Origin of the sequence: Hymenobacter sp. UV11 (assembly GCF_004684095.1) — a bacterium.
Taxonomy (GTDB): Bacteria; Bacteroidota; Bacteroidia; order Cytophagales; family Hymenobacteraceae; genus Hymenobacter.
Window position 1 is genome coordinate 554,037 of record NZ_SRII01000001.1, and the last position, 20,061, is coordinate 574,097.

General features: G+C 61.6%; 18 protein-coding genes. 8 read left to right on the plus strand and 10 right to left on the minus strand.

Annotation, left to right across the window (positions count from 1 at the left end; translation table 11 throughout):
- Positions 1-63: 63 nt before the first annotated feature.
- A complete protein-coding gene (locus tag E4631_RS02130) occupies positions 64-471 on the plus strand; it encodes a nucleoside-diphosphate kinase (protein WP_133658442.1) in 408 nt (135 codons plus the stop codon).
- Positions 472-662: 191 nt separating this feature from the next.
- Here the strand turns inward: E4631_RS02130 and E4631_RS02135 are convergent, their stop codons facing one another.
- The 6 genes from E4631_RS02135 to E4631_RS02160 all read right to left on the minus strand — a co-directional run bounded on the left by E4631_RS02135 (position 663) and on the right by E4631_RS02160 (position 5,854).
- On the minus strand, positions 663-1,769 hold the full coding sequence (locus E4631_RS02135; RefSeq protein ID WP_133658443.1) for an AAA family ATPase: 1,107 nt from the start codon (positions 1,767-1,769) through the stop codon (positions 663-665).
- 23 nt (positions 1,770-1,792) lie between these two features.
- The gene (locus E4631_RS02140; protein WP_133658444.1) at positions 1,793-3,070 is read right to left on the minus strand and encodes a nucleoside permease; all 1,278 of its coding nucleotides are present in this window, start codon (positions 3,068-3,070) and stop codon (positions 1,793-1,795) included.
- Between the two features lie 190 nt (positions 3,071-3,260).
- Positions 3,261-3,869, minus strand: a complete 609-nt coding sequence (locus E4631_RS02145; protein WP_133658445.1) for a superoxide dismutase — start codon at positions 3,867-3,869, stop codon at positions 3,261-3,263.
- Positions 3,870-4,082: 213 nt separating this feature from the next.
- Positions 4,083-4,541, minus strand: coding sequence for a nucleoside deaminase (locus E4631_RS02150; protein ID WP_174805466.1), 459 nt, complete (start codon positions 4,539-4,541; stop codon positions 4,083-4,085).
- 119 nt (positions 4,542-4,660) lie between these two features.
- On the minus strand, positions 4,661-5,209 hold the full coding sequence (locus tag E4631_RS02155) for a hypothetical protein (protein WP_133658446.1): 549 nt from the start codon (positions 5,207-5,209) through the stop codon (positions 4,661-4,663).
- Positions 5,210-5,413: 204 nt separating this feature from the next.
- Positions 5,414-5,854, minus strand: coding sequence for a T9SS type A sorting domain-containing protein (locus tag E4631_RS02160; protein ID WP_133658447.1), 441 nt, complete (start codon positions 5,852-5,854; stop codon positions 5,414-5,416).
- 213 nt (positions 5,855-6,067) lie between these two features.
- Here E4631_RS02160 and aspS point away from each other — a divergent pair, with 213 nt between their 5' ends.
- The 3 genes from aspS to E4631_RS02175 all read left to right on the plus strand — a co-directional run bounded on the left by aspS (position 6,068) and on the right by E4631_RS02175 (position 8,560).
- Positions 6,068-7,831, plus strand: coding sequence for an aspartate--tRNA ligase (aspS, locus tag E4631_RS02165; protein WP_133658448.1), 1,764 nt, complete (start codon positions 6,068-6,070; stop codon positions 7,829-7,831).
- A 10-nt stretch (positions 7,832-7,841) separates the two neighbouring features.
- The gene (locus E4631_RS02170; protein ID WP_133658449.1) at positions 7,842-8,279 is read left to right on the plus strand and encodes a hypothetical protein; all 438 of its coding nucleotides are present in this window, start codon (positions 7,842-7,844) and stop codon (positions 8,277-8,279) included.
- 77 nt (positions 8,280-8,356) lie between these two features.
- Complete coding sequence (locus E4631_RS02175) at positions 8,357-8,560, plus strand: hypothetical protein (protein ID WP_133658450.1); 204 nt, start codon at positions 8,357-8,359, stop codon at positions 8,558-8,560.
- Between the two features lie 73 nt (positions 8,561-8,633).
- On the opposite strand, the gene E4631_RS02180 is transcribed toward E4631_RS02175, so the two are convergent.
- Both E4631_RS02180 and E4631_RS02185 read right to left on the minus strand, forming a co-directional pair.
- A complete protein-coding gene (locus tag E4631_RS02180) occupies positions 8,634-8,993 on the minus strand; it encodes an HNH endonuclease (RefSeq protein WP_133658451.1) in 360 nt (119 codons plus the stop codon).
- A complete protein-coding gene (locus E4631_RS02185; RefSeq protein ID WP_133658452.1) occupies positions 8,990-9,223 on the minus strand; it encodes a hypothetical protein in 234 nt (77 codons plus the stop codon). Before E4631_RS02185 ends, E4631_RS02180 begins: the two co-directional genes overlap by 4 nt.
- A 121-nt stretch (positions 9,224-9,344) precedes the next feature.
- On the opposite strand from E4631_RS02185, the gene E4631_RS02190 reads away from it, so the two are divergent.
- The 4 genes from E4631_RS02190 (at position 9,345) to E4631_RS02205 (ending at position 16,871) form a co-directional block, all read left to right on the plus strand.
- Complete coding sequence (locus tag E4631_RS02190) at positions 9,345-10,577, plus strand: MFS transporter (protein WP_133658453.1); 1,233 nt, start codon at positions 9,345-9,347, stop codon at positions 10,575-10,577.
- Between the two features lie 104 nt (positions 10,578-10,681).
- The gene (locus tag E4631_RS02195) at positions 10,682-12,766 is read left to right on the plus strand and encodes a DUF3857 domain-containing protein (protein WP_133658454.1); all 2,085 of its coding nucleotides are present in this window, start codon (positions 10,682-10,684) and stop codon (positions 12,764-12,766) included.
- Positions 12,767-12,813: 47 nt separating this feature from the next.
- A complete protein-coding gene (locus E4631_RS02200; RefSeq protein ID WP_133658455.1) occupies positions 12,814-14,889 on the plus strand; it encodes a DUF3857 domain-containing protein in 2,076 nt (691 codons plus the stop codon).
- 29 nt (positions 14,890-14,918) lie between these two features.
- Positions 14,919-16,871, plus strand: a complete 1,953-nt coding sequence (locus E4631_RS02205; protein ID WP_133658456.1) for a DUF3857 and transglutaminase domain-containing protein — start codon at positions 14,919-14,921, stop codon at positions 16,869-16,871.
- 44 nt (positions 16,872-16,915) lie between these two features.
- On the opposite strand, the gene E4631_RS02210 is transcribed toward E4631_RS02205, so the two are convergent.
- Entirely contained in the window at positions 16,916-18,985 is a 2,070-nt protein-coding gene (locus tag E4631_RS02210; RefSeq protein WP_240734604.1) for a helix-hairpin-helix domain-containing protein, read from the minus strand.
- 66 nt (positions 18,986-19,051) lie between these two features.
- A complete protein-coding gene (locus tag E4631_RS02215; RefSeq protein WP_133658458.1) occupies positions 19,052-19,942 on the minus strand; it encodes a hypothetical protein in 891 nt (296 codons plus the stop codon).
- Positions 19,943-20,061: the final 119 nt, after the last annotated feature.

Sequence of the window (20,061 nt, forward strand, 5' to 3'; positions counted from 1 at the left end):
GGCCGCCGCCCGCCCTTACCTTTGCCTTACCAATCCAATTAATTTTTTCTAAGTCAAAAAAGAATGGCAACCAATCGCACCTTCACCATGATTAAGCCCGACGCCGTGGCTGACCAGCACATCGGCGGCATCCTGAGCATGATTGAGCAGGGCGGCTTCCGCATTGTGGAGCTCCAGAAAGTAACCCTCACGTCCGAGCGCGCCGGCCAGTTCTACGCCGTGCACAGCGAGCGTCCTTTCTACAACGACCTCGTAAAGTACATGTCGAGCGGCCCCATCGTGGCGGCCATCCTCGAAAAGGACAACGCCGTAGCCGACTTCCGCACCCTCATCGGCGCCACCAACCCGGCCAACGCCGAGGACGGCACCATCCGCAAGAAGTACGCGAAGAGCATCGAAGCCAACGCCGTGCACGGCTCCGACTCGGACGAGAACGCCCAAATCGAAGGCGAGTTCTTCTTCAAGAAGTAGGCCCTACCCCCTCCCGTCTGTCATGCTGACGAAGGAAGCATCTTATCACCGCTGAACAACTCGTTCGAACCTGATAAGATGCTTCCTTCGTCAGCATGACAGACGAGAAAAAGCCGCTCTGCACAATGTAGAGCGGATTTTTCTTTATACTCAAAGCAGACTTTTTTTATACCAATCTTGTATCGACGAGCTTAGTTGGCGCGCCCAAAGCCGATGCGGCCCGGCCCCTTGGGCTCGCTCACGAAGGTAGCATCTTCGCGGTTGTAGATGTCAGCCAGCGACATAGCCTCGGTAACGGGCACCGTTTGGCCAAGTGCCGTGGCCAGCGCCTGCGCCTTGTCCTGCGCCAGCGACTCGAAGGCGTAGGAGGCGATGAGCCGGCCCTTGCGCAGCAGCGCCTTGTCGATACGCGTGAGGTCGGCATTAAAGGTGCAGATAATCTGAATGTGAAAGCCGTCTGAAAGCAGCCCGTCGCTGAGGTTCAGCAGGTTGCTCACGGCGTTGCTACCGGTGGCGTCGCGCTTGGTGAGCAGCTCCTCGGCATCCTCAATGAGCAGGATGGAGTTGGTATTGTCGTGCAGCAGGTTGATAAACTCGGGGTCGGCGATGCGCAGCGCCAGGTTGGGCGGAATGAACAGCTTGGGCTTATCGGTGAGGCCGCAGAGGTGGCGGATGTAGCTGGTTTTGCCGGTGCCGGGCGGCCCGTGCAGGATAACGAGGCCCTTGTCGTCGGGCTTTTGCAGGCGCTTCACAATGGCCTCGTGCACCGGCAGCAGGTCGTCGTTGTAGTTGGCGGCGAGGTCGAGCGCCGGAATTTTGAGGGGTAGGGGCGAAAAAACCAGGTCGCTGCTCATCAGCCGCAGCACTTGAATGCGCTGGCGCTCGGCCTGGCCGCCCTCCAGGTAAGTCGCCAAGATGCCACGCACCCGCGCCAGCTGCTCGGCATCGGTGTGGGGCGAGTAGAAGAGCTGGGCACCCTGGTCGCCGTAGATGCCGTTTTCGTGGAACCACAGCAGCAGGTGCGGCCACGGCGACAGCGCGTAGTAGTGCCAGTCGGGCTCCTTGCCGTTCTCCTCCAGGTACACGGCCTTGGTGATGGTAGACTGGTCCAGGTCGCAGTATTCGGCCATGCGCTGCACTACTTGCTGCCGAGAATCGGCCGTGCTTAGCTGGTAAGACTCCTTGAAAGGAACCGCGCCAAACGTGACGTAGAACCAGTTGGTGGGTAAAAAGCTGCCGTGCTGGCTGAACAGGTCAGATGCACCGGGGCTAGCCGCCGGGGGCGGGGTAGGCGTCATAAATTAGGTACTGTAAGCGGGTACTAAGCGGCCAGAACGGGCTCCGAATACTCGTTGGTCTCGGCCAGCTGCGGCTCGTGCTTGTGCTTGAAAATGAATACGAACAGTACGGCAATCACCAGCGCGTAGGCCGCGAAGGCCAGCCAGATGCCGTGCCAGTCCTTGTTGCCGGCGGCGTCGGTGAAGTAGTTCTGAATAACGAGGCCGCTTATCGAGCTGCCCAGCACCGCGCCGAAGCCGTTGGTCATCATCATAAACAAGCCCTGGGCGCTGGCCCGGATGCTGGGCTGGGTCTGGGTTTCGACAAACAGCGAGCCCGAAATATTGAAGAAATCGAACGCCATACCGTACACGATGCACGACATAATCACCATCCAGAGGCCGCCGCCGGGGTTGCCGTAGGCCAGAAGCCCAAAGCGCAACACCCAGGCCACCATGCTAAATAGCATGACCTGCTTGATGCCAAAGCGCCGCAGAAAGAACGGAATAGCCAGGATAAACAGCGTTTCCGAAATCTGCGAAATCGACATAATAAAGGCCGGGTGCTGCACGGCCAGCGTGTCGCGGTAGGCGGGTATCTTGTCGAAATCGTGCAGGAAGGTGTCGCCGTAGGCATTGGTGAGCTGCAAGGCGGCGCCCAGCAGCAGGGCAAAGGCGAAGAAGGTAGCCAGCTTGCGGTCGCGCAGCAGCGCAAACGACTTGAGGCCCAGCGCATCAACCAGCGAGCGGCTCGACGCGCCCTGGGAGGGCGGCGGGCACTTGGGCAGCGTAAAAGCGTAAAAGCCCAGCAGCAGCGCGGCCGCGGCGGCTACGTAAAACTGGCTGGCCGACTTCTCAAAACCCAGAAACGTAACCGTCCACATGGCCGCAATGAAGCCCACCGTGCCCCACACCCGAATGGGGGGGTAGTCCTTCACCACATCCAAACCCTGGGTTTTCAAAGCCGAGTACGACACGGCAATGGAGAGCGAGAGCGTGGGCATGTAGAAAATCATGTTCAGTAGGATGACCCAGAAGAACACGCCGGGGTCCGTGACGAACGGAATGGTGCAGAGCGTGATGCCGCCCAGCAGGTGCAACACACCGTAGAGCTTCTCGGCATTTACCCACTTATCGGCCACAATGCCCATGAGCGAGGGCATGAAAATGGAGGCGATGCCCATCGTAGAAAAGATGGCCCCAAACTGCGCGCCCGACCACTGCTTGGTCTGAAACCAGTACGCGCCAATCGTAATCAGCCAGGCCCCCCAGATGAAAAACTGGAGGAAGCTTAGAATGGTAAGTCGCAGCTTGATACTCATGCAGGCGCAGCTTTAAAGTTCGGGAAAGGGGCTTTTGCGCCTAAAGTTACATACTTTTTGTCGGCACAGTGCAAATAGCATAGCATTGCGGTAACACCGATTAACCGCTGGCCCAGCCCGGGCCGGCCACCAAAAAAGCCCCTCTGCACGGGGCAGAGGGGCTCTTGCTAGCTGCGGAGGGGGGTAGGCCCTACTTGGCGTCGGCGAAGCGCTTGTTTACCTCATCCCAGTTGATGAGGTTGAAGAAGGCCGCCACATAGTCGGGGCGCTTGTTCTGGTACTTGAGGTAGTAGGCGTGCTCCCACACGTCGAGGCCCAGGATGGGCATACCCTTGCAGCCGGCGTCGGGCATCAGCGGGTTGTCCTGGTTGGGCGTCGAGCAGATGGTTACCGAGCCGTCGGCCTGCTTGCACAGCCAGGCCCAGCCCGAGCCAAAGCGCGTAGTCGCAGCCTTGGTAAATTCGGTTTTGAAGTTATCGTAGCTGCCAAACGATTTGGTGATAGCGTCGCCCACGGCGCCCGTGGGCTGGCCGCCGCCGTTGGGGCTCAGGATGGTCCACCACAGCGAGTGGTTCCAGTGACCACCGCCGTTGTTGCGCACGGCGGGGGCCGCCGAGGCAATGTTGTGCATAATTTCCTCCAGGCTCTGGTTTTCCATCGCCGTGCCAGCAACGGCCGCGTTCAGGTTGGTCACGTAGGCCTGGTGGTGCTTGGTATGGTGGATTTCCATCGTCTGCGCGTCAAACGTAGGTTCGAGGGCGTCGTAGGAATACGGCAGCTTGGGCAGTTCAAAAGCCATGATGCGGGTGTTTTAAGTGAAAAAAATGTAGTAGGTATTACTATAACCCCCAACAAGCTGTCGAGGTTGTGTAGGGCAGGCGTAAGCTTTAGCTTACCATGAGCAGTGTAGGGTAAGCTTTAGCTTGCCGGGAGAGAAAAGCTGCCAGCCAGCCAGGGCTAAAAACGGCAAGCTAAAGCTTACCGCACATTCTCCGGCAGGCTAAAGCCTATCCTACACTGCTCCCCGTTTGTCTTGGAAAAAAGCTTGCATGAGTGCCGTGCACTCCTCGGCGCACACGCCCGCCCGCACCTGGGTGCGCGGGTGCAGCAGCCCCAGGGTGTGGCGGCGGTAGCCGGTTTTGGGCTCGGCCGCGCCAAACACTACCCCCCCCAGCTGGGCCCAGGCGCTGGCGCCGGCGCACATCACGCAGGGCTCCACGGTTACGTAGAGCGTGCAGTGGGTCAGGTACTTATTGCCCAAGTAATTGGCGGCGGCCGTTAGAGCCAGCATCTCGGCGTGGGCCGTCACATCGTGCAGTTGTTCGGTCTGGTTGTAGCCCCGGCCGATTATTACCCCCGCCAGCACTACCACCGCCCCAATCGGGATTTCGCCCGCCGCCCGCGCCCGCCGCGCCTCGGCCAGCGCCTGGCGCATAAAGTACTCGTCGGTGAGGATGCTATCGTTGGTCATTGCGAGCGCAGCGCGGCAATCGCCCCAGAACGAAATCGTTCGGGTATCGTTTGGGTGCGATTGCCGCGCTACGCTCGCAATGACCAACGATTGTAAGTAACCGATTTATGGGAAGCGGCTTACTTCAAATCAATATCACCCAGCGCGGCCTGGGCCACGGGGCGCCACTGCGCCTGCTCCTCGGCCGGGGCCGAGAAGGAAAAGATATACAGCTGCTCACCCTGCACGGCGTACTCGATGTACTCATACTTGCGCACGGGCGCCAGCGCTATGGCCAAGCGGCGGCTATCAGTGAGAGTAGAGATAAACTCCAGCGCTACGAAGTCGCGGCCGTTCACCTTGCGCACTTCTTGGGTCAAGAACTCCACTTTCGTGTACAGCCGCTGCACGCTGGCTTTATACATGGGCAGCAAGATGTTATAATCGGGCCCAAAGGTGGTGGGTCGCACTCCTACGCTGTAATCGACCCGCCCGCTGGGGTTGCTGAACACGGCCAGCGGCTTGCGCGGCGACGGAAACTTGGCGGCAATGGCTGCATCGGGCAGCGGCGTAAAGCCCTGCGGCACCGCCACCGACAGGCCGGGCGCCAGCTTCACCGTCGTCAGCTTGGGCTTGGGGCCAAAGCTGGTGAGGGTAAGAACGACAGCGAGGAGGGGTAGGGTTTTCATAGTCGGGGCAAAAATAGGGGGTAGGAGCCGGGCAGCGGTAATCGGCAAAAACACCAAAGCGTCATGCTGAAAAAAAGAACGTCATGCTGAGCTTGTCGAAGCATCTCTACCGTGCCGCCGGGGTTACTAATCCTAACGGCGCAGTAGAGATGCTTCGACAAGCTCAGCATGACGTTCTTTCGGGCTTTAGCGAAGCATGCGAGCTTAGCGGCGCACCACCGTCGGGTACTTGATGCGAACCTTCTTCCAGTACACGTACTGGCCAGTTTTGGCCTCTACCAGGTAGGTGCCGGCCTGAATGTGGCCCAGGTCCACGGGCTCGCCGGTATTGTTCTGCGGGTCGAGCTCCTGCTGGTACACCACCTTGTTCTTGTAGTCCGTCATCACCAGCGTGCCGGGCTTGGTAAACTGCTGCGTAAAGCTGAGCATCACGCTGTTGGAGTTGGGCCGGGGGAAAATGTCGATACCTGACAGCGTCTCCACGCGCTTGATGGGGCCGTCGAGCGTCACGGTTGGCACCTCGCCCTTGCTCTTGATTTCGGTGCCGCTAGCGGACTTGTTTTTGGTTTTGACTTTGGTTTGGGCCTGAGCCGCGCCGGCCGTGAGCAAAGCGGCCGCCAGGGCCAGTGCAGAAAGAAATTTCATGGTCAAAAGGAAGAAAAAACCAGACAAAAGAACGTCGTCCCTACCCCCTCTTGCATACTCCGTACCAAACCGGCCATTTCATCCCCGCGCCCTCGCCAGTACCTTCGCACCCAGTAACCCTCATCTCCGGACCACCCGCCTACGCCCGCCCCGCTCGCCAGCCGCGCAGCGGCGTATCCGCAAAATCCGTTAAATCCGTTAAATCTGCGGTTTATGTTAAGAACGCACACCAACGGCGAACTCCGCCTCGAACACGTCGGCCAAACCGTCACCCTCGTTGGCTGGGTGCAGCGCACCCGCGACAAAGGCGGCATCCTCTGGATTGACCTGCGTGACCGCTACGGCATCACGCAATTAGCCCTGGAAGAGGGGGTAGAGAGCGACGCCGTGCGCGAAACCGCCCGCACCTTAGGCCGCGAGTTTGTCATCAGCGTAACTGGCAAAGTGGCCGAGCGCTACTCCAAAAACGACCACCTGCCCACCGGCGCCATCGAAATCCGCGTCGAAAAGCTGGAGGTCCTCAACCCCGCCAAGCTGCCGCCCTTCCTCATCGAAGACGACACCGACGGCGGCGACGAGCTGCGCATGAAGTACCGCTACCTCGACCTGCGCCGCACGCCCGTGCGCCAGAACCTCATGCTGCGCCACAAGATGGCCCAGGCCGTGCGCCGCTACCTCGACGGCCAGGACTTTATCGAAGTCGAAACGCCCGTGCTCATCAAAAGCACGCCCGAGGGTGCCCGCGACTTCGTGGTGCCCTCGCGCATGAACCCCGGCGAGTTTTACGCCCTGCCGCAGTCGCCGCAAACGTTTAAGCAGCTGCTTATGGTATCGGGCTTCGACCGCTACTTCCAGATTGTGAAGTGCTTCCGCGACGAAGACCTGCGCGCCGACCGCCAGCCCGAGTTCACGCAGATAGACTGCGAAATGGCCTTCGTGACCCAGGAAGACATCCTCAACACCTTCGAGGGCCTAGTGCGCTACCTGTTCAAGGAAATTAAAAGCCTCGATTTCCCCACCGTACCCCGCATGGAATACGCCGACGCCATGCGCTGGTATGGCAACGACAAGCCCGACGTGCGCTTCGACATGAAGTTCGTCGAATTGGATGGGGTAGTAAAAGGCCAGGGCTTCCCGGTCTTCGACAATGCCGAGCTGGTTGTAGGCATCAACGCCGCCACCTGTGCCGCCTACACCCGCAAGCAGCTCGACGAGCTGACCGCCTTCGTGAAGAAGCCGCAGCTCGGCGCCACCGGCCTCGTCTACGCCCGTGTCGAAGCCGGGGGGGTAGTAAAGTCGTCGGTCGATAAGTTTTACTCGCAGGAAGAATTGCAGAAGTGGGCCGCCGCTTTCAACGCCAACGAGGGCGACCTACTACTCATTCTGGCCGGTCCGGCCGATAAAACCCGCAAGGCCCTGAGCGAATTGCGCCTCGAAATGGGCCAGCGCCTCGGCCTGCGCGACAAAGACACCTTCGCCCCGCTGTGGGTCGTCAATTTCCCACTGCTCGAATACATTGAAGAAGAAGGCCGCTACTTCGCCATGCACCACCCCTTCACCTCGCCCAAGCCCGACGACCTGCACCTGCTCGACAACCCCGACACCATCGGCCAGGCCCGCGCCAATGCTTACGACTTGGTTATCAACGGCGTAGAAGTAGGCGGCGGCTCCATCCGCATCCACGACCGCACCGTGCAGGCCCGCATGTTCTCGCTGCTCGGCTTCTCGGCCGAGGAAGCGCAGGCCCAGTTCGGCTTCCTGCTCGACGCCTTCGAGTACGGCGCCCCGCCCCACGGCGGCATTGCCTTCGGCTTCGACCGCCTCTGCTCCCTCTTCGGCGGCGCCGACAGCATCCGCGACTTCATCGCCTTCCCCAAAAACAACTCGGGTAGGGACGTGATGATTGACTCGCCTTCGCCGATTTCGCATGTTCAGTTGAAGGAACTGAGTATTAAGACGGATGTGGTAGTGAAGTAACTAAATAACAATGGAACCCTATTCCTATGCTTTCTACAATGCCCGTTGGTATGGGTATGTTGTGTTGCTATTTGGATTGGGATTTCTAGCAGCTATTGGCTATGGTTTTGCAAATGGAACTGCTGATTCGTTTACTGTCATCTTCCTCTTGTTGCTAGCCAGTATATCTATTTGGTTGGGCTGGAGAACAGTGACCGATACGAAGCCATCGCTGCAGTTTGGGCGCAATGGCATATGGACGCGTAAGCTAGGTGACGTAAAATGGCAGGATGTTTTGTTGGAGTTTAGCCGAGTTAGTACTGGTAAAGCTGGTAGCTTCGAAACGCTAAAAATTCTAGACCGTCAAACCGTTAGGCAACTTGACTCGGTAATAATCAGTACGTTCAGCGAATCAGTAGAAACCTTGAAAACTTCGCTGCAAAACTGTAAGAAAGCAAAGTTCAAGTAATGGAAAGCGGCGACTGATTTCTCAGTCGCCGCTTTCCATTACTCGTAGAAACCACTCGTCGCGAGTAAGTTTACTCCATGCCCTTCCGCCTCGACCGCACTGCCCACCACGCCGGCACCCACGAAGAAAACGCCCGCTACCACGCCACGCACCAGCCGGCTACCCCCGCCGAGCGCTTACGAGCTGCGGCTTATCTTAATAGCGTAGCTTACGGATACGACTTGAATAATCCGCCTCGCCTTGACCGCACGGCCTTCGCCACGCGCCAGCACGCGAGGTGAGACGAATAGCTAAAAAACGGAAGCGGCCACTGAAACCTCAGCGGCCGCTTCCGTTTTTTCCGCGAGGAGTTTATTATCCAAGTGCTTCCCGCTCCATAAGGCGTTCGGGTAGATTAAACTTTAGCAGGCGCACTGTTACTTCGCCGATAGCTGTGCGAGCTTGGATAACTACTCCAACTAGGGCAAAATGGGTTTCCCAGGTATCGAGCCTTGGGTGAAACAGGCGTACCAGCGTGCCATCGGTTGCCAGCGAAGCAATATCACTGCCCTTGTTCCAGTTGCAAAAAGTGCAGGCGTAAGCTAGGTTTTCAGTGGTGGTAGCTCCACCGTGTTTTTCACTAATTTCTTCCTGAATGTGACAGTATTCGCACCGAGCGCCTGCGCGCAATGCGACTTCCCGGCGTAAGGCCGGACTGATGTACGTGGTGCTCACGCCGCCAGCCGATGCCGAGCCCGCGCTTTAGCCAAGCGCAACAAGTGCTCAATCTGTAGATAATGAGCCAGTTCAGTAGATTCTGATTCTGCCAACTCCTCCTGCTTGCTGCGGCTGATAAGTTCCGCCACGCGCTCGCGCACTGCTTCGGAAGGGCGATAAGCTACCAGAGAGGCTGGCGTAAAGCCGCCCGCCAGCCAGTCAATGATTTCGTCGTAAGCGCGATTCATACCACCAAGTTACGCAAGGTCCTAAAAACGGCTTCCGAAATTGCAGTCGCCTTCGTTTTTTGGAAGAAGCACCAACCACCGGTGCCACGGGGCGGCCCTACCCCCGACCTTTGCGGCACTTATGCTTGGTTCGTATTCGCGGGGCTTCTGGCTGATGTGCCTGTCGTCGTTTCTGTTTTTTCTATCCTTCAACCTGCTGCTGCCTGAGCTGCCGCAGCACCTGGCCGACCTGGGCGGCGGGCAGTACAAGGGCTTTATTATCGCGCTATTTACGCTCACGGCGGCCATTTCGCGGCCGTTTTCGGGCAAGCTCTCCGACACGGTGGGGCGCATTCCGGTGATGATATTCGGGTCGCTGGTGTGCTTTGTGTGCGGGTTTTTCTACCCGTGGGCGCTCACGGTGAGCAGCTTTTTGCTGCTGCGGCTGCTGCACGGCTTCAGCACGGGCTTCAAGCCCACGGCCACGGCGGCGTTTGTAGCCGACATCGTGCCCGCCGAAAAGCGCGGCGAGGCCATGGGCCTGCTCGGCGTGACGGGCAGCCTGGGCATGGCGGCTGGGCCGGCGCTGGGCTCGTGGGTGGCGGCCACGTTCTCCCTCAACACCATGTTCTACCTGTCGAGCGGGGCGGCGCTGCTCTCGGTGCTGGTGCAGGGCACGCTCACCGAAACCCTACCCCCCGCCCAGCGGCGCAAGTTCAGCCCGGCGCTGCTCAAGCTGAAGCTGGACGAAATACTGGAGCCGCGCGTACTCGACCCGGCCCTGGTGACGCTGCTGTGCCTGTTTCCGTACGGCGCGGTGCTCACCGTAATACCCGACCAGAGCCGGCTGCTGGGCCTCACGGGCTCGACTAAGGGGCTGTTCTACATCTGCTACACGGTGGCCTCGCTGGCGGTGCGGCTGGTGCTGGGCAAGGCCAGCGATACCCACGGGCGGGTGCCGGTGCTGCGCTGGTCGGCGGGCATCCTGGCGGTGGGATTGGCGGTGCTGGTGTGGTCGCCTTCGGTGCCGGTGTTTTTGCTGGGGGCCTTGATTTTTGGCCTCGGCACCGGCCTGAACTCGCCCACGCTCTACGCCTGGACCATCGACCTGAGCCATCCCGAGCGCCGGGGTAGGGGTGTGGCTACCATGTACATAGCCCTGGAAGTGGGCATCGGCATCGGGGCGCTGCTGGCGGGCTGGATTTTTGATAATCAACCCGGCCGCCTACCCTACGTGCACGCCCTGAGCCTGGCCAGTGTGCTGCTGGCCATTGCCTACTTATTGCTGGCCGTGCGCCCTACCCCCGCCCAGCCAGCCAACGATGCGCTGGCCGCCCAAGCTATGGCCGTGGCGGGCCCCGAAGAGGTGGTGTAGCAGTGAGCAGGGGAAATTGGTAATGTATTTGCTGTCACCTACTTTTACCAGGCTGTGGTCGACTATATATTTTTGCCGCTCCCGCTCTACATCTCTCTTCTGTTATGAGTAAAAACTTACTTGCTTTTGTACAATGTTCGGCGAGCGCGCTGGCGCTGTTGGGGGCGGCTACCAGCCACGCGCAGCAGGCGCCGGTGAAGTCGGTCGAGATAAAGTTTGGCAAGCCCGAGCCGGCCGATTTTGAGGCTAAGAATTTCGTGGCCGACAGCGCGTTCGGGGCCGTGGTGCTCTACGACTGTGGCTCGACCCGCTTCCGGTTTGCTGATACGGGCTTTCAGTTGGAGTCGGACCGCATTACGCGCATCAAGATTCTGAAAAAGTCGGGCTACGACGTGGCCACCGTGGAGGTGCCGCTCTACCACCGCGACCAGGATGAGGAGAAAATCGTGAACCTGAAAGGCTTCACTTACAACGAAGTGGGCGGTAAAATCGAAAAGGTGAAGCTCGAAGTGGGCAAGGCGTTCACCGAGGAGCGCACCAAGAACACCCGGGTGCGCAAGTTTACGCTGCCCAACGTGCGCGAGGGCGCCGTGATTGAGTATTCCTACACGGTGACCTCGGACTTCCTATCGCAGTTTCAGGACTGGACGTTTCAGCGCGAAATTCCTACCCGGTGGAGCGAGTTTCAGGCTACGATTCCGGAGTATTTCGACTACAAAATGCTGATGCAGGGCTACGAGCCGCTGGCCCTGCAAACCAAGGAGCAGACTACTACCCAGTATATGGTACGCGAACGGGTACAGGTAGCTTCGGGCGCTAGCGGCCTTTCAGGAGGCATGAGTAGTCACTCAGCTACTGAAACCGAAAATATTACGGCGCAGGCCACCAACTACCACTGGGCCATGCAGAACGTGCCCGCCCTGCGCGATGAGCCCTACATGACCACCATGCGCGACTATGTGGCGCGCCTCAACTTTGAGCTGGCTGGCGAGCGCATGCCCGGCGGACCCTACCACAACGTGCTGGGTACTTGGACAAAAATCAATACCGAGCTGCAAAATGAAGACAACTTTGGCGGCCAGCTTGGCCGGTTGGGCTTCCTGGACGCGGCCCTGAAACCGCTGATAGCGCAGTACCCCGACCCGGCCACCCGTGCCGCCGCCGTGCGTGAGCTGATAGTAAAGGCAGTAAAGTATGACGGTACGACTGGCTTTGTGGCCAGCGGCGCGCTCAAGAAGAGCTACGAGCTGCACCGCGGCACGGCGGCCGATGTAAACCTGCTGCTCATCGCGGCCCTGCGCCAGGCCGGGCTGCCCGCCGAGGCCGTGCTGTTGAGCACCCGCGGCCACGGTCGCGTGGACCAGAATTTTCCGCTGCTCCAGCAGTTTAACTATGTAATTGGGATGCTGCCGCTGGCCGATAACAAGGAGCTGCTGCTCGATGCCACCGAGCCGTTGCTGCCCTGCGGCACGCTGCCCACCCGCTGCCTCAACCAAATTGGCCGCCTCGTGGATGGTAAGGAAGGCGAGGGCCGCTGGGTGAGCCTCACGCCGGCCCAAAGCCATAATCACTTCCAGCAGGTGCAGCTAAAAGTGGATGAGCAAGGCAACCTGACCGGCCAGGTGCACGAGGAGCACAGCGGCTACTCGGGGGCATCGGCCCGCGAGCGCTTGCAGCAGCTAGGCGAGAAAAAATACGTGACCGAGCTGGCCAGCCAGCACACCGGCTGGGAAATGCCCAGCTACAAGTTTAGCGAGGTGAGTGAAGTGAGCAAGCCACTGGCCCTGAACTATGAAATGCGCCAGTCGGCCAGCACGCCCGGCGCGGCGAGTGAGCTGTACGTGAGCCCGTTGGCCTCGTTTGGCGATAGCCAGAACCCCTTTCGGCACCCCGACCGCACCTACCCCGTCGATTTTGGGGCGCCTACCCAGGAGGTTATTATGGTGACGCTGACCCTACCCCCCGGCTACGTGGCCGAACTACCCAAGCCCGCTGTGATAGAGCTGCCCAACAAGGGCGGTCGTTACTTGTACTCGGCCAGCGCGGCCGCGCCGGGCACGGTGCAGCTCCTCAGCCGCCTCACGCTCACCAAGTCCGTGTACGGAGCCGAGGAATATGCTTCGTTGCGCGAATTCTACCGCCTGGCGCTGGCCAAGCAGGCTGAGGCGCTGGTGCTGAAGAAAATCTAGGTACTGGCGCCTGTGTAGGGCTGCTGTTCTTTTACGCCGAGAGCGCTATGAACTGGAAAAACTACCGGCCGGCCGTGGTGGCGGCTGGTTTGCTGCTGGCCGTGGGCCCACGGGCCGCCGTGGCCCAAACGCCCCTGTCGAAAACCCCGGCCCCGCTGCCGCTGCAATTTGGCCAGCCCGAAGCCAAGGACTTTGAGGCCCAGAATTTTGTGGCCGACAGTGGGGCGGTGGCCGTGGTGCTGTGCGACTACGGCACGGCGCGCTTCGGTAGCACGGCCGGCGCGATGAGCATCATCCTGGAGCGCACCGTGCGCATCAAGATTCTGAAAAAAGCCGGCTACGACTACGCCACTGTGGAAGTACCGCTGTATCACCGCGACCAGCAAAACGAGCGGCTGAGCAATTTGCGCGGCTTTACGTACTTGCGCGGAGCCGATGGCAAAGTCAGCAAAACCAAGCTCGACCCCAACGCTACGTTTGAGGAAAAGCGTACCGACAACCTGAAGGTGCGCAAATTTACCCTGCCCAACGTGCAGGAAGGCGCGGTGATTGAGTACGCCTACACGGTCACGTCCACGTTCTTCAGTAATTACCAGGACTGGACGTTTCAGCGCGATATTCCGACGCGGTGGAGCGAGTACCGCACGAGCATTCCGCAGGTGTACCAGTATAAGGCGCTCTACCAGGGCTACTTGCCATTGGCTGTTAATGAGATGGGTAAGGGCTCGGTGAGCCTGCTGCTCGACCAGAAGCTGGACGCCGGGGCGGGAGCTGGGGCCGGGCTGGGGGTAGGCAGCATGGGCGTGAGCATTAGTACCGAGCAGCACCGCTGGGTAATTCGCGACGCGCCGGCCTTTCGGGAGGAGCCCTACATGACGACCGCCAACGACTACCTGGCGCGCATGACCTTCGAGCTGGCCGGCGTGCAAATGCCCGAACAGCCATACCGGGACCTGACCGACAGCTGGCCCAAGAAGAATAAAGCGTTGCTGGAAGACGAGTCGTTTGGGCTGGCTTTGAAACAAAGTGGCTTTCTGGAAGCCGCCGTGAAGCCGCTGGTGGCGCAGTACCCGGATGCGGCGGCGCGGGCGGCGGCGGTGCGCGCGCTGGTGATGCAGGCCGTGAAGTACGATGGCACTAACCGGCTCTTTGCCAGCTCCTCGCTCAAGAAGAGCTACGAGCTGCACCGCGGCACGGCGGCCGATGTGAACCTGCTGCTCATCGCGGCCCTGCGCCAGGCCGGGCTGCTGGCCCAGCCGCTGCTGCTGAGCACCCGCAGCCACGGAATGGTGAGCGAGCAATACCCGCTGCTGGAGCAGTTTAACTACGTCATTGCGCTTGTCGAAATCCCTGGCCAGCCCGAGCTGCTGCTCGACGCTACCGAGCCGCTGCTACCCGCCGGTGTGCTACCCCGCCACTGCCTCAACCAGCGCGGCCACACGGTGCCCGAAACCGGCGAGGGCCGCTGGGTGAGCCTGGTGCCTACCCCCCGCTACAACCATTACCAGGAAGTGAAGCTGACCCTCGATGCCCAGGGCAACCTGAGTGGGCAAGTGCGCGAGGAGCACGCCGGCTACGCGGGCCTCGAAGCCCGCGAGCGCTTGCAGCAGCTGGGAGAGAAGAAGTACGTGAGCGAGCTGGCTGGCCAACATCCTGGCTGGGAAGTGCCCAGCTACAAGTTCAGCCAGCAGGGGGAAGTGGGCCAGCCGCTGGCCCTGCGCTACGAGCTGCGGCAGCCGGCCAGCACGCCCAGCCCGGCCCAGGAGCTGTACGTAAACCCCTTTGAAGCCTTTGGCGAACATCAAAACCCGTTTCGCCACGCCCAGCGCTACTACCCCGTCGATGTGGGCATGATGCAGCAGGAAATAATCAGCCTGACGCTGACCCTACCCCCCGGCTACGTGGCCGAGCTGCCCAAGGCCGCCACGCTGATGCTGCCCAACCAGGGCGGCCGCTACGTGTACGTGGCCAGCAGCCCCACGCCCGGCACGGTGCAGCTCCTCAGCCGCCTCACCCTCGACAAGCCCGTGTACAGCGCCGCCGAATACCAGGCCCTGCGCGAGCTCTACCGCCAGATGCTGGCCAAGCAGGCCGAGGCGCTGGTGGTTAAAAAAGCCAGCTAACATCTTGATTTATTGTTGATAAATTCGCTATGATTCTGCCCATATTTGCCTCGCTCACGCTGCTGGGGCCGCCTACCCCCAAGTATCCGGCCGATGCCATTGCGCCGGCCCTGCGCGAAAACGCCCACGCCGTGGTGCGCGCCTACGACGAGAAAGTGGTGGTGAAGTCGGCCGGCCAGCTCGTCAAAACGGTGCACCGGGTCATGACGGTGCTCAATGAGGCGGGCAGCGACGACTACGGCCAGCTGGTAGTCAGCTACGACGCGCTCAACCGCATCAACTACCTGCGCGGCGCCGTGTATGATGCCCAGGGCCAGCTGCTGCACCAGCTGCGCCCGGCCGAGGTGCACGACCAGGGCCTGGGCAGCAGCGGCGGCAGCCTGATGACCGACGTGCGCGTGCGCTACGCCGACCTGCGCCAGCCTACCACGCCCTACACCGTGGAGTTTGACTACGAAATAGTGTCGGACAACACGCTTTTCTACCCCGACTGGCAGCCCCAGTACGCCGAGAATGTGTCCCTTGAAGGGGCCACCTTACAAGTGACTACGCCCACCGCCCTGCCCCTGCGCTACCAGGAGCAGCTGCTGCCGGCCGGCGCCGCCAGCGCGCCCGTGGTGGCCGGCAGCCAGACCACCTACCGCTGGCAGCTGCCCGCCGCGCCCGCCGTGGAGGAAGAGCCCCTATCACCTGCGCTCGATGAGCTGCTGCCGGCCGTGCACCTGGCCCCGGCCACCTTTGAGGTGCAGGGCCACGCCGGCTCGTTGGCCTCGTGGCAAAGCCTGGGGCTGTGGACGTATCAACTCGGCCAGGGCCGCGACGTGCTACCCCCCGCCCTCACCGCCAAGATGGCCCAACTGCTGGTAACCGCGCCCGACGCCCGCGAGCGGGCCCGCAAGGTGTATGAGTTTTTGCAGGGCTCGACGCGCTACGTATCGGTGCAGCTGGGCCTGGGCGGCTGGCAAACGGCCCCCGCCAGCAGCGTGGCCACCGGCGGCTACGGCGACTGCAAAGCCCTGAGTAATTACACCTGCGCGTTGCTAAAAGCCGCCGGCCTGCCTGCCTACATGGCTCTGGTGGGGGCCGGGCGTAACGAAACCGACGTGCGCGCCGACTTCCCGAGCAGCCAGTTCAACCACATGATTTTGTGCATGCCGCTGGCCGCCCACGGCAGCACGCCCGCCGATACGGTGTGGATGGAATGCACCAGCCAGACCGAGGCGTTCGGCTACATGGGCTCTTTCACCGGCAACCGCCACGCGCTGCTGCTCACGCCCGAGGGCGGCCGCCTGGTGGCTACCCCCCGCTACGGCGCCCAGGCCAACCGCCAGCAGCGCCGCACCGACCTCTGGCTCGATGCTACCGGCGCGGCCAAAGCCACCGTGCGCACCCGCCGCCTGGGCCTGGCCCAGGATACCTACGCCCAGCTATTGCACGAGGTAGGCCCCGAGGACCAGAAAAAGTACGTGGCCAACCACTTGCCCGTGAGTCATTTCACTATCACCAGCCTGCGCCTGGCGGCGGCCCCGAGCACGGGCCCCGCGCCCCTGCCCGGCGTAGTCGAAACGATGGGCCTGGAGCTGCAGAGCGTGGGCACGGCCGCCGGCCGCCGCCTGCTACTGGAGCCCAACGTGCTGGGTCGTCTGGCCGCCCTGCCGGCGCAAGTGGGTTCGCGCACCGCGCCGCTGTCGCTGCCGCCCGCCGGCCTCTACCAGGACACCGTGCGCCTGCACCTGCCGGCTGGCTTCCGGGCCGAAAACCTGCCCCAACCTACGCAGCTGACCTCGCCCTACGGCACTTATTCCAGCACCTGCACCACCCTGCCCGACGGCACGCTGCAATACGTGCGCCAGCTCGAAACCCGCCGCCCCGCCGGGGGCACGTCCCTACCCCCCGCCAAATACACCGAGTACCAGGACTTTCGCCGCAAAGTCAACCAGGCCGACCATGCGCAAGTGGTGCTGACGAAAACGGATGCGTGATTTTTAAGCTGTTAGCTATTGGCTATTAGCTAACAGCTTAAAAATCACAGCCGATACCGCACCTGTGCCGTCACCTCCGAGCGGGCGTTGCCCTTTATCTCTTCCAGCCCCGAGCTGATAGTGGCCTGGTGGCGGTAGCGCGTGTCGGCGTAGCGTAGCCAAAGGGTAAAGTGCTTATTGAGTGTGGCTTGCAGTAGGGCGTAGGCTCGCGTGCCCTGGCCGTAGAGCGCGGGCGCTGAGATGGCGTACAAGACATCCTGCTCAAACATATACTGCCGCGTGTCGTAGTCGTCGGTGTCGAATACGGCGTAGCGGGCGGCCAGGCTCACGCGGCGGGCCAGCTGTACGGTGGCGTCTTGGCTTAGCACGAAGCCGCTGCGCCAGGGCAGGTTATCGTCGGCGCGCAGGTAGCTGGCTTGCAGGCGGGTACGCAGGCCCAGGCGGGGGGTAGGCTGCACATCGCAGTAGAATAGCAGCGAGTGGCGCAGCTGCTGGCCGGGCAGCGGCACCGGCCGGCCCAGGCTACTGGGCAGGTCGAGCGGCTTGAGGCGGGCGCGGTACTGCACGTAGAGCAGGCCGGTTTTGGTGGGCGTGAAGGCCACCCGTAGCAGCGCATCCTGGCCGTGGCTGGGGGCACTCACCCGGTAGCGCAGCCACGGAAAGCGAAATTGGTCGAAGTACGCCGAGACTTCCCAGCGGGGTAGGGGCCTCACTTTGAGGCCAATATACAGGCCGCTCTCGTTGATGTTGCGGGTATTTTCGCTCAGCGCGTTGCCGTAGAAGGTGTGAAAATCAGCGTCGTAGTGCCGCACCAGCAATGAGGCATCCACGTTGGGGCCCAGGCTGGCGAGCACGCCGTTCACGGTGCCCAGGCCGCCGCCGCTGCTGCGCCCGCTTTCGCCAAAAAGCAGCATATTGCGCCAGCCGTAGCTGTAGTGCGCCCCCAAGGCCAGGTTATTCTGCCCCTGAAACTCATAACGATTGTACGGTTCTAGTCTTTTTTGATACGCCATGCCGTAGTGCGTGCCCACCGCCGTGAGGCCGAAGCTCAGGTTGCCGTTGGGGCTGCGGTAGCCGAGGTGGCCGCCGCCCACGGTTTCGGCCAGGCGCTGGCGGTTGGCTATTTCGGTGGCCGTGCGGTGCAGGCCCGTCAGCAGCAGGCTGGTGCTGAACTCGTCAAACTGGGCCAGCGAGTCGGTGGTCTGGCGGGCGTTGGCGTCGATGTTTTTGCGCGAGGCGAAAGCTGTGGCTTCCCAGCGCGGCGCGAGCTGATAAGTGGCCGCCGCGCCCCGAAAAAACGTGTTTTCGAGCAGCGCCGCGTAGGGCCGCACGCCCAGCGACGCCCGGCGCAGGGCCGTCACGGTTTCGCCGCCTTTGCCCAGCGCCAACCCCGACGACAGCAATAACCCTTGCCCAAATTGCAGCTGGTAGTCGCCCAGTGCCAGCGTCTTAAGCCTACCCTGCTCATAAAGCACGACGTGGGCCGATAAGAAATCGGGCCCAAACTGGTTGTGCCCCGGCCGCCAGGCCAGCGGCTCGCCCGCGTCTTTCTCGGCCGTGAAGCCCAGGCTGAAATCGTGGGCGTGGCTCACGCGGTAGCGCAGGGCCAGCGCATCGGCCGAGCCCAGGTAGCGCAGCGTGGGCCGCCCCTGAAAGGTATCGACTGCGGTATAGCCCTTGCGCTGCTGCAACACGCGCTCGTAGCGCAGAATGATAGCGTTATTCTCTTCATTTTTAATGCGTTGCCACAGCGGGCCGCGCACCGCGTTGGGGTTGGTGCTGGCCACCGTCACGAAGGGCGCGACCCGCTCAATGGTCCGCACGTCCCAGCCCGGCACGGCTTGCAGCTCATACACGCTCAGCAGCGGGCCGGCGGTGCGGCGGTGCAGCAGCAGCGCGGCCACCTGCGCCTCGCTGAGTAGGGGTAGGGCGCGCAGCTCCTCGGGGCCGGCGGTATTGAGGTTGAGCGGCGACTGGTAAAAATTCAGCAGCGTGCCGTACAGGTCCTCGTAGGGAATCTGGTCCGATTGAATTTCGGCAAACAGCTCCTGCGCTATCCGGTCCAGCTCGGGCGCGCGCCTTGGAAAATCCTGTGCCACCGCGAGGCCTGGCAAGAGCCAAACAGCAAGAAAGAAGAGAGTAGACAGGATGAGTTCCCGTGAGAAATAATTCTTCATTCTTCATTCCTCATTCTTAATTATCTCCTTCTCCCACTGCCAGCTCACGCTGAAGTACTGGCTCAGGCCCAGCGCATTATGCCAGCCGGCCGCGTAGTCGAGCTGCCAGTCGCCGGCGTGCAGGCCTACGCCGGCCGTGCTCTGCTGGCTCAGGCTTGCGTAACCCAGGCGGACGGCCACGGCGGGGGTAGGGAGGTATTCGACGCCGGCTTTGAAGCCGGCCGCGCGCTCCACATCCTTCTCCACTTCGCCCAGCAGCAGCACCTGCTTGCCGGGGCGGTAGGCCAGGCCGGCGCGCAGCACGGTGGGCACGCGCTCATCCTGGTAATCAGCTAGTTTGGCCTGCGTGATGTTGTAGAGGTACACGCCCAGCGTGAGGCGCTGGGGCAAAATATCGGCCTGCCCGCCCAGCGAGGCGGCCAGCGTGCGGCGACTGCCCAGGTCCTGGAAACTCACTTGCAGCGCGTCGAGCCGGCCGCCTACGCGCACTACCCCCAGCTGGTAGCCGTAGGCCGCGCCCACCCGTACTTCATTGTACAAAATGCCACCAAACCGCTGGGCCTCCACTCCCAGCACGCCCCGGCTGGCGCGGGCGGGGAGGCCGCCCGTCGCCGGCTCCACCACGCCCAGCGGCAGCGCCAGGGCTACCGCCGCCACGTTGAGGCTTGGGATAAGGTAGCGATTTTCGAAATATGCCCCCGCCGTGGGCCGCGTGAGGCTGCCCAGGCCGGCCGCGTTGTTGGCCACCGCCCACACCTCACCGCCCAGCGTGGCCGAGGCATTGCCCAGCGCCTGCGCGCGGCCGCCGTGCGCGGCCGGGCCGTTGCCCTGCGCTAGCAGGGGTAGGGGAGTGCTAAATAAGAATAAAAAGAAAAAGTATAAATGTCTCAGCATAAAGACTAATAAGCGGATAAAAGCCGAAATATACTGGCAGAATGATAATTTGGTGAATACTTGCGGGCTGAAACCGCGCTTTATTTTTGGGCTGGTTGTGAGTCGAGCGCCCACAGCAT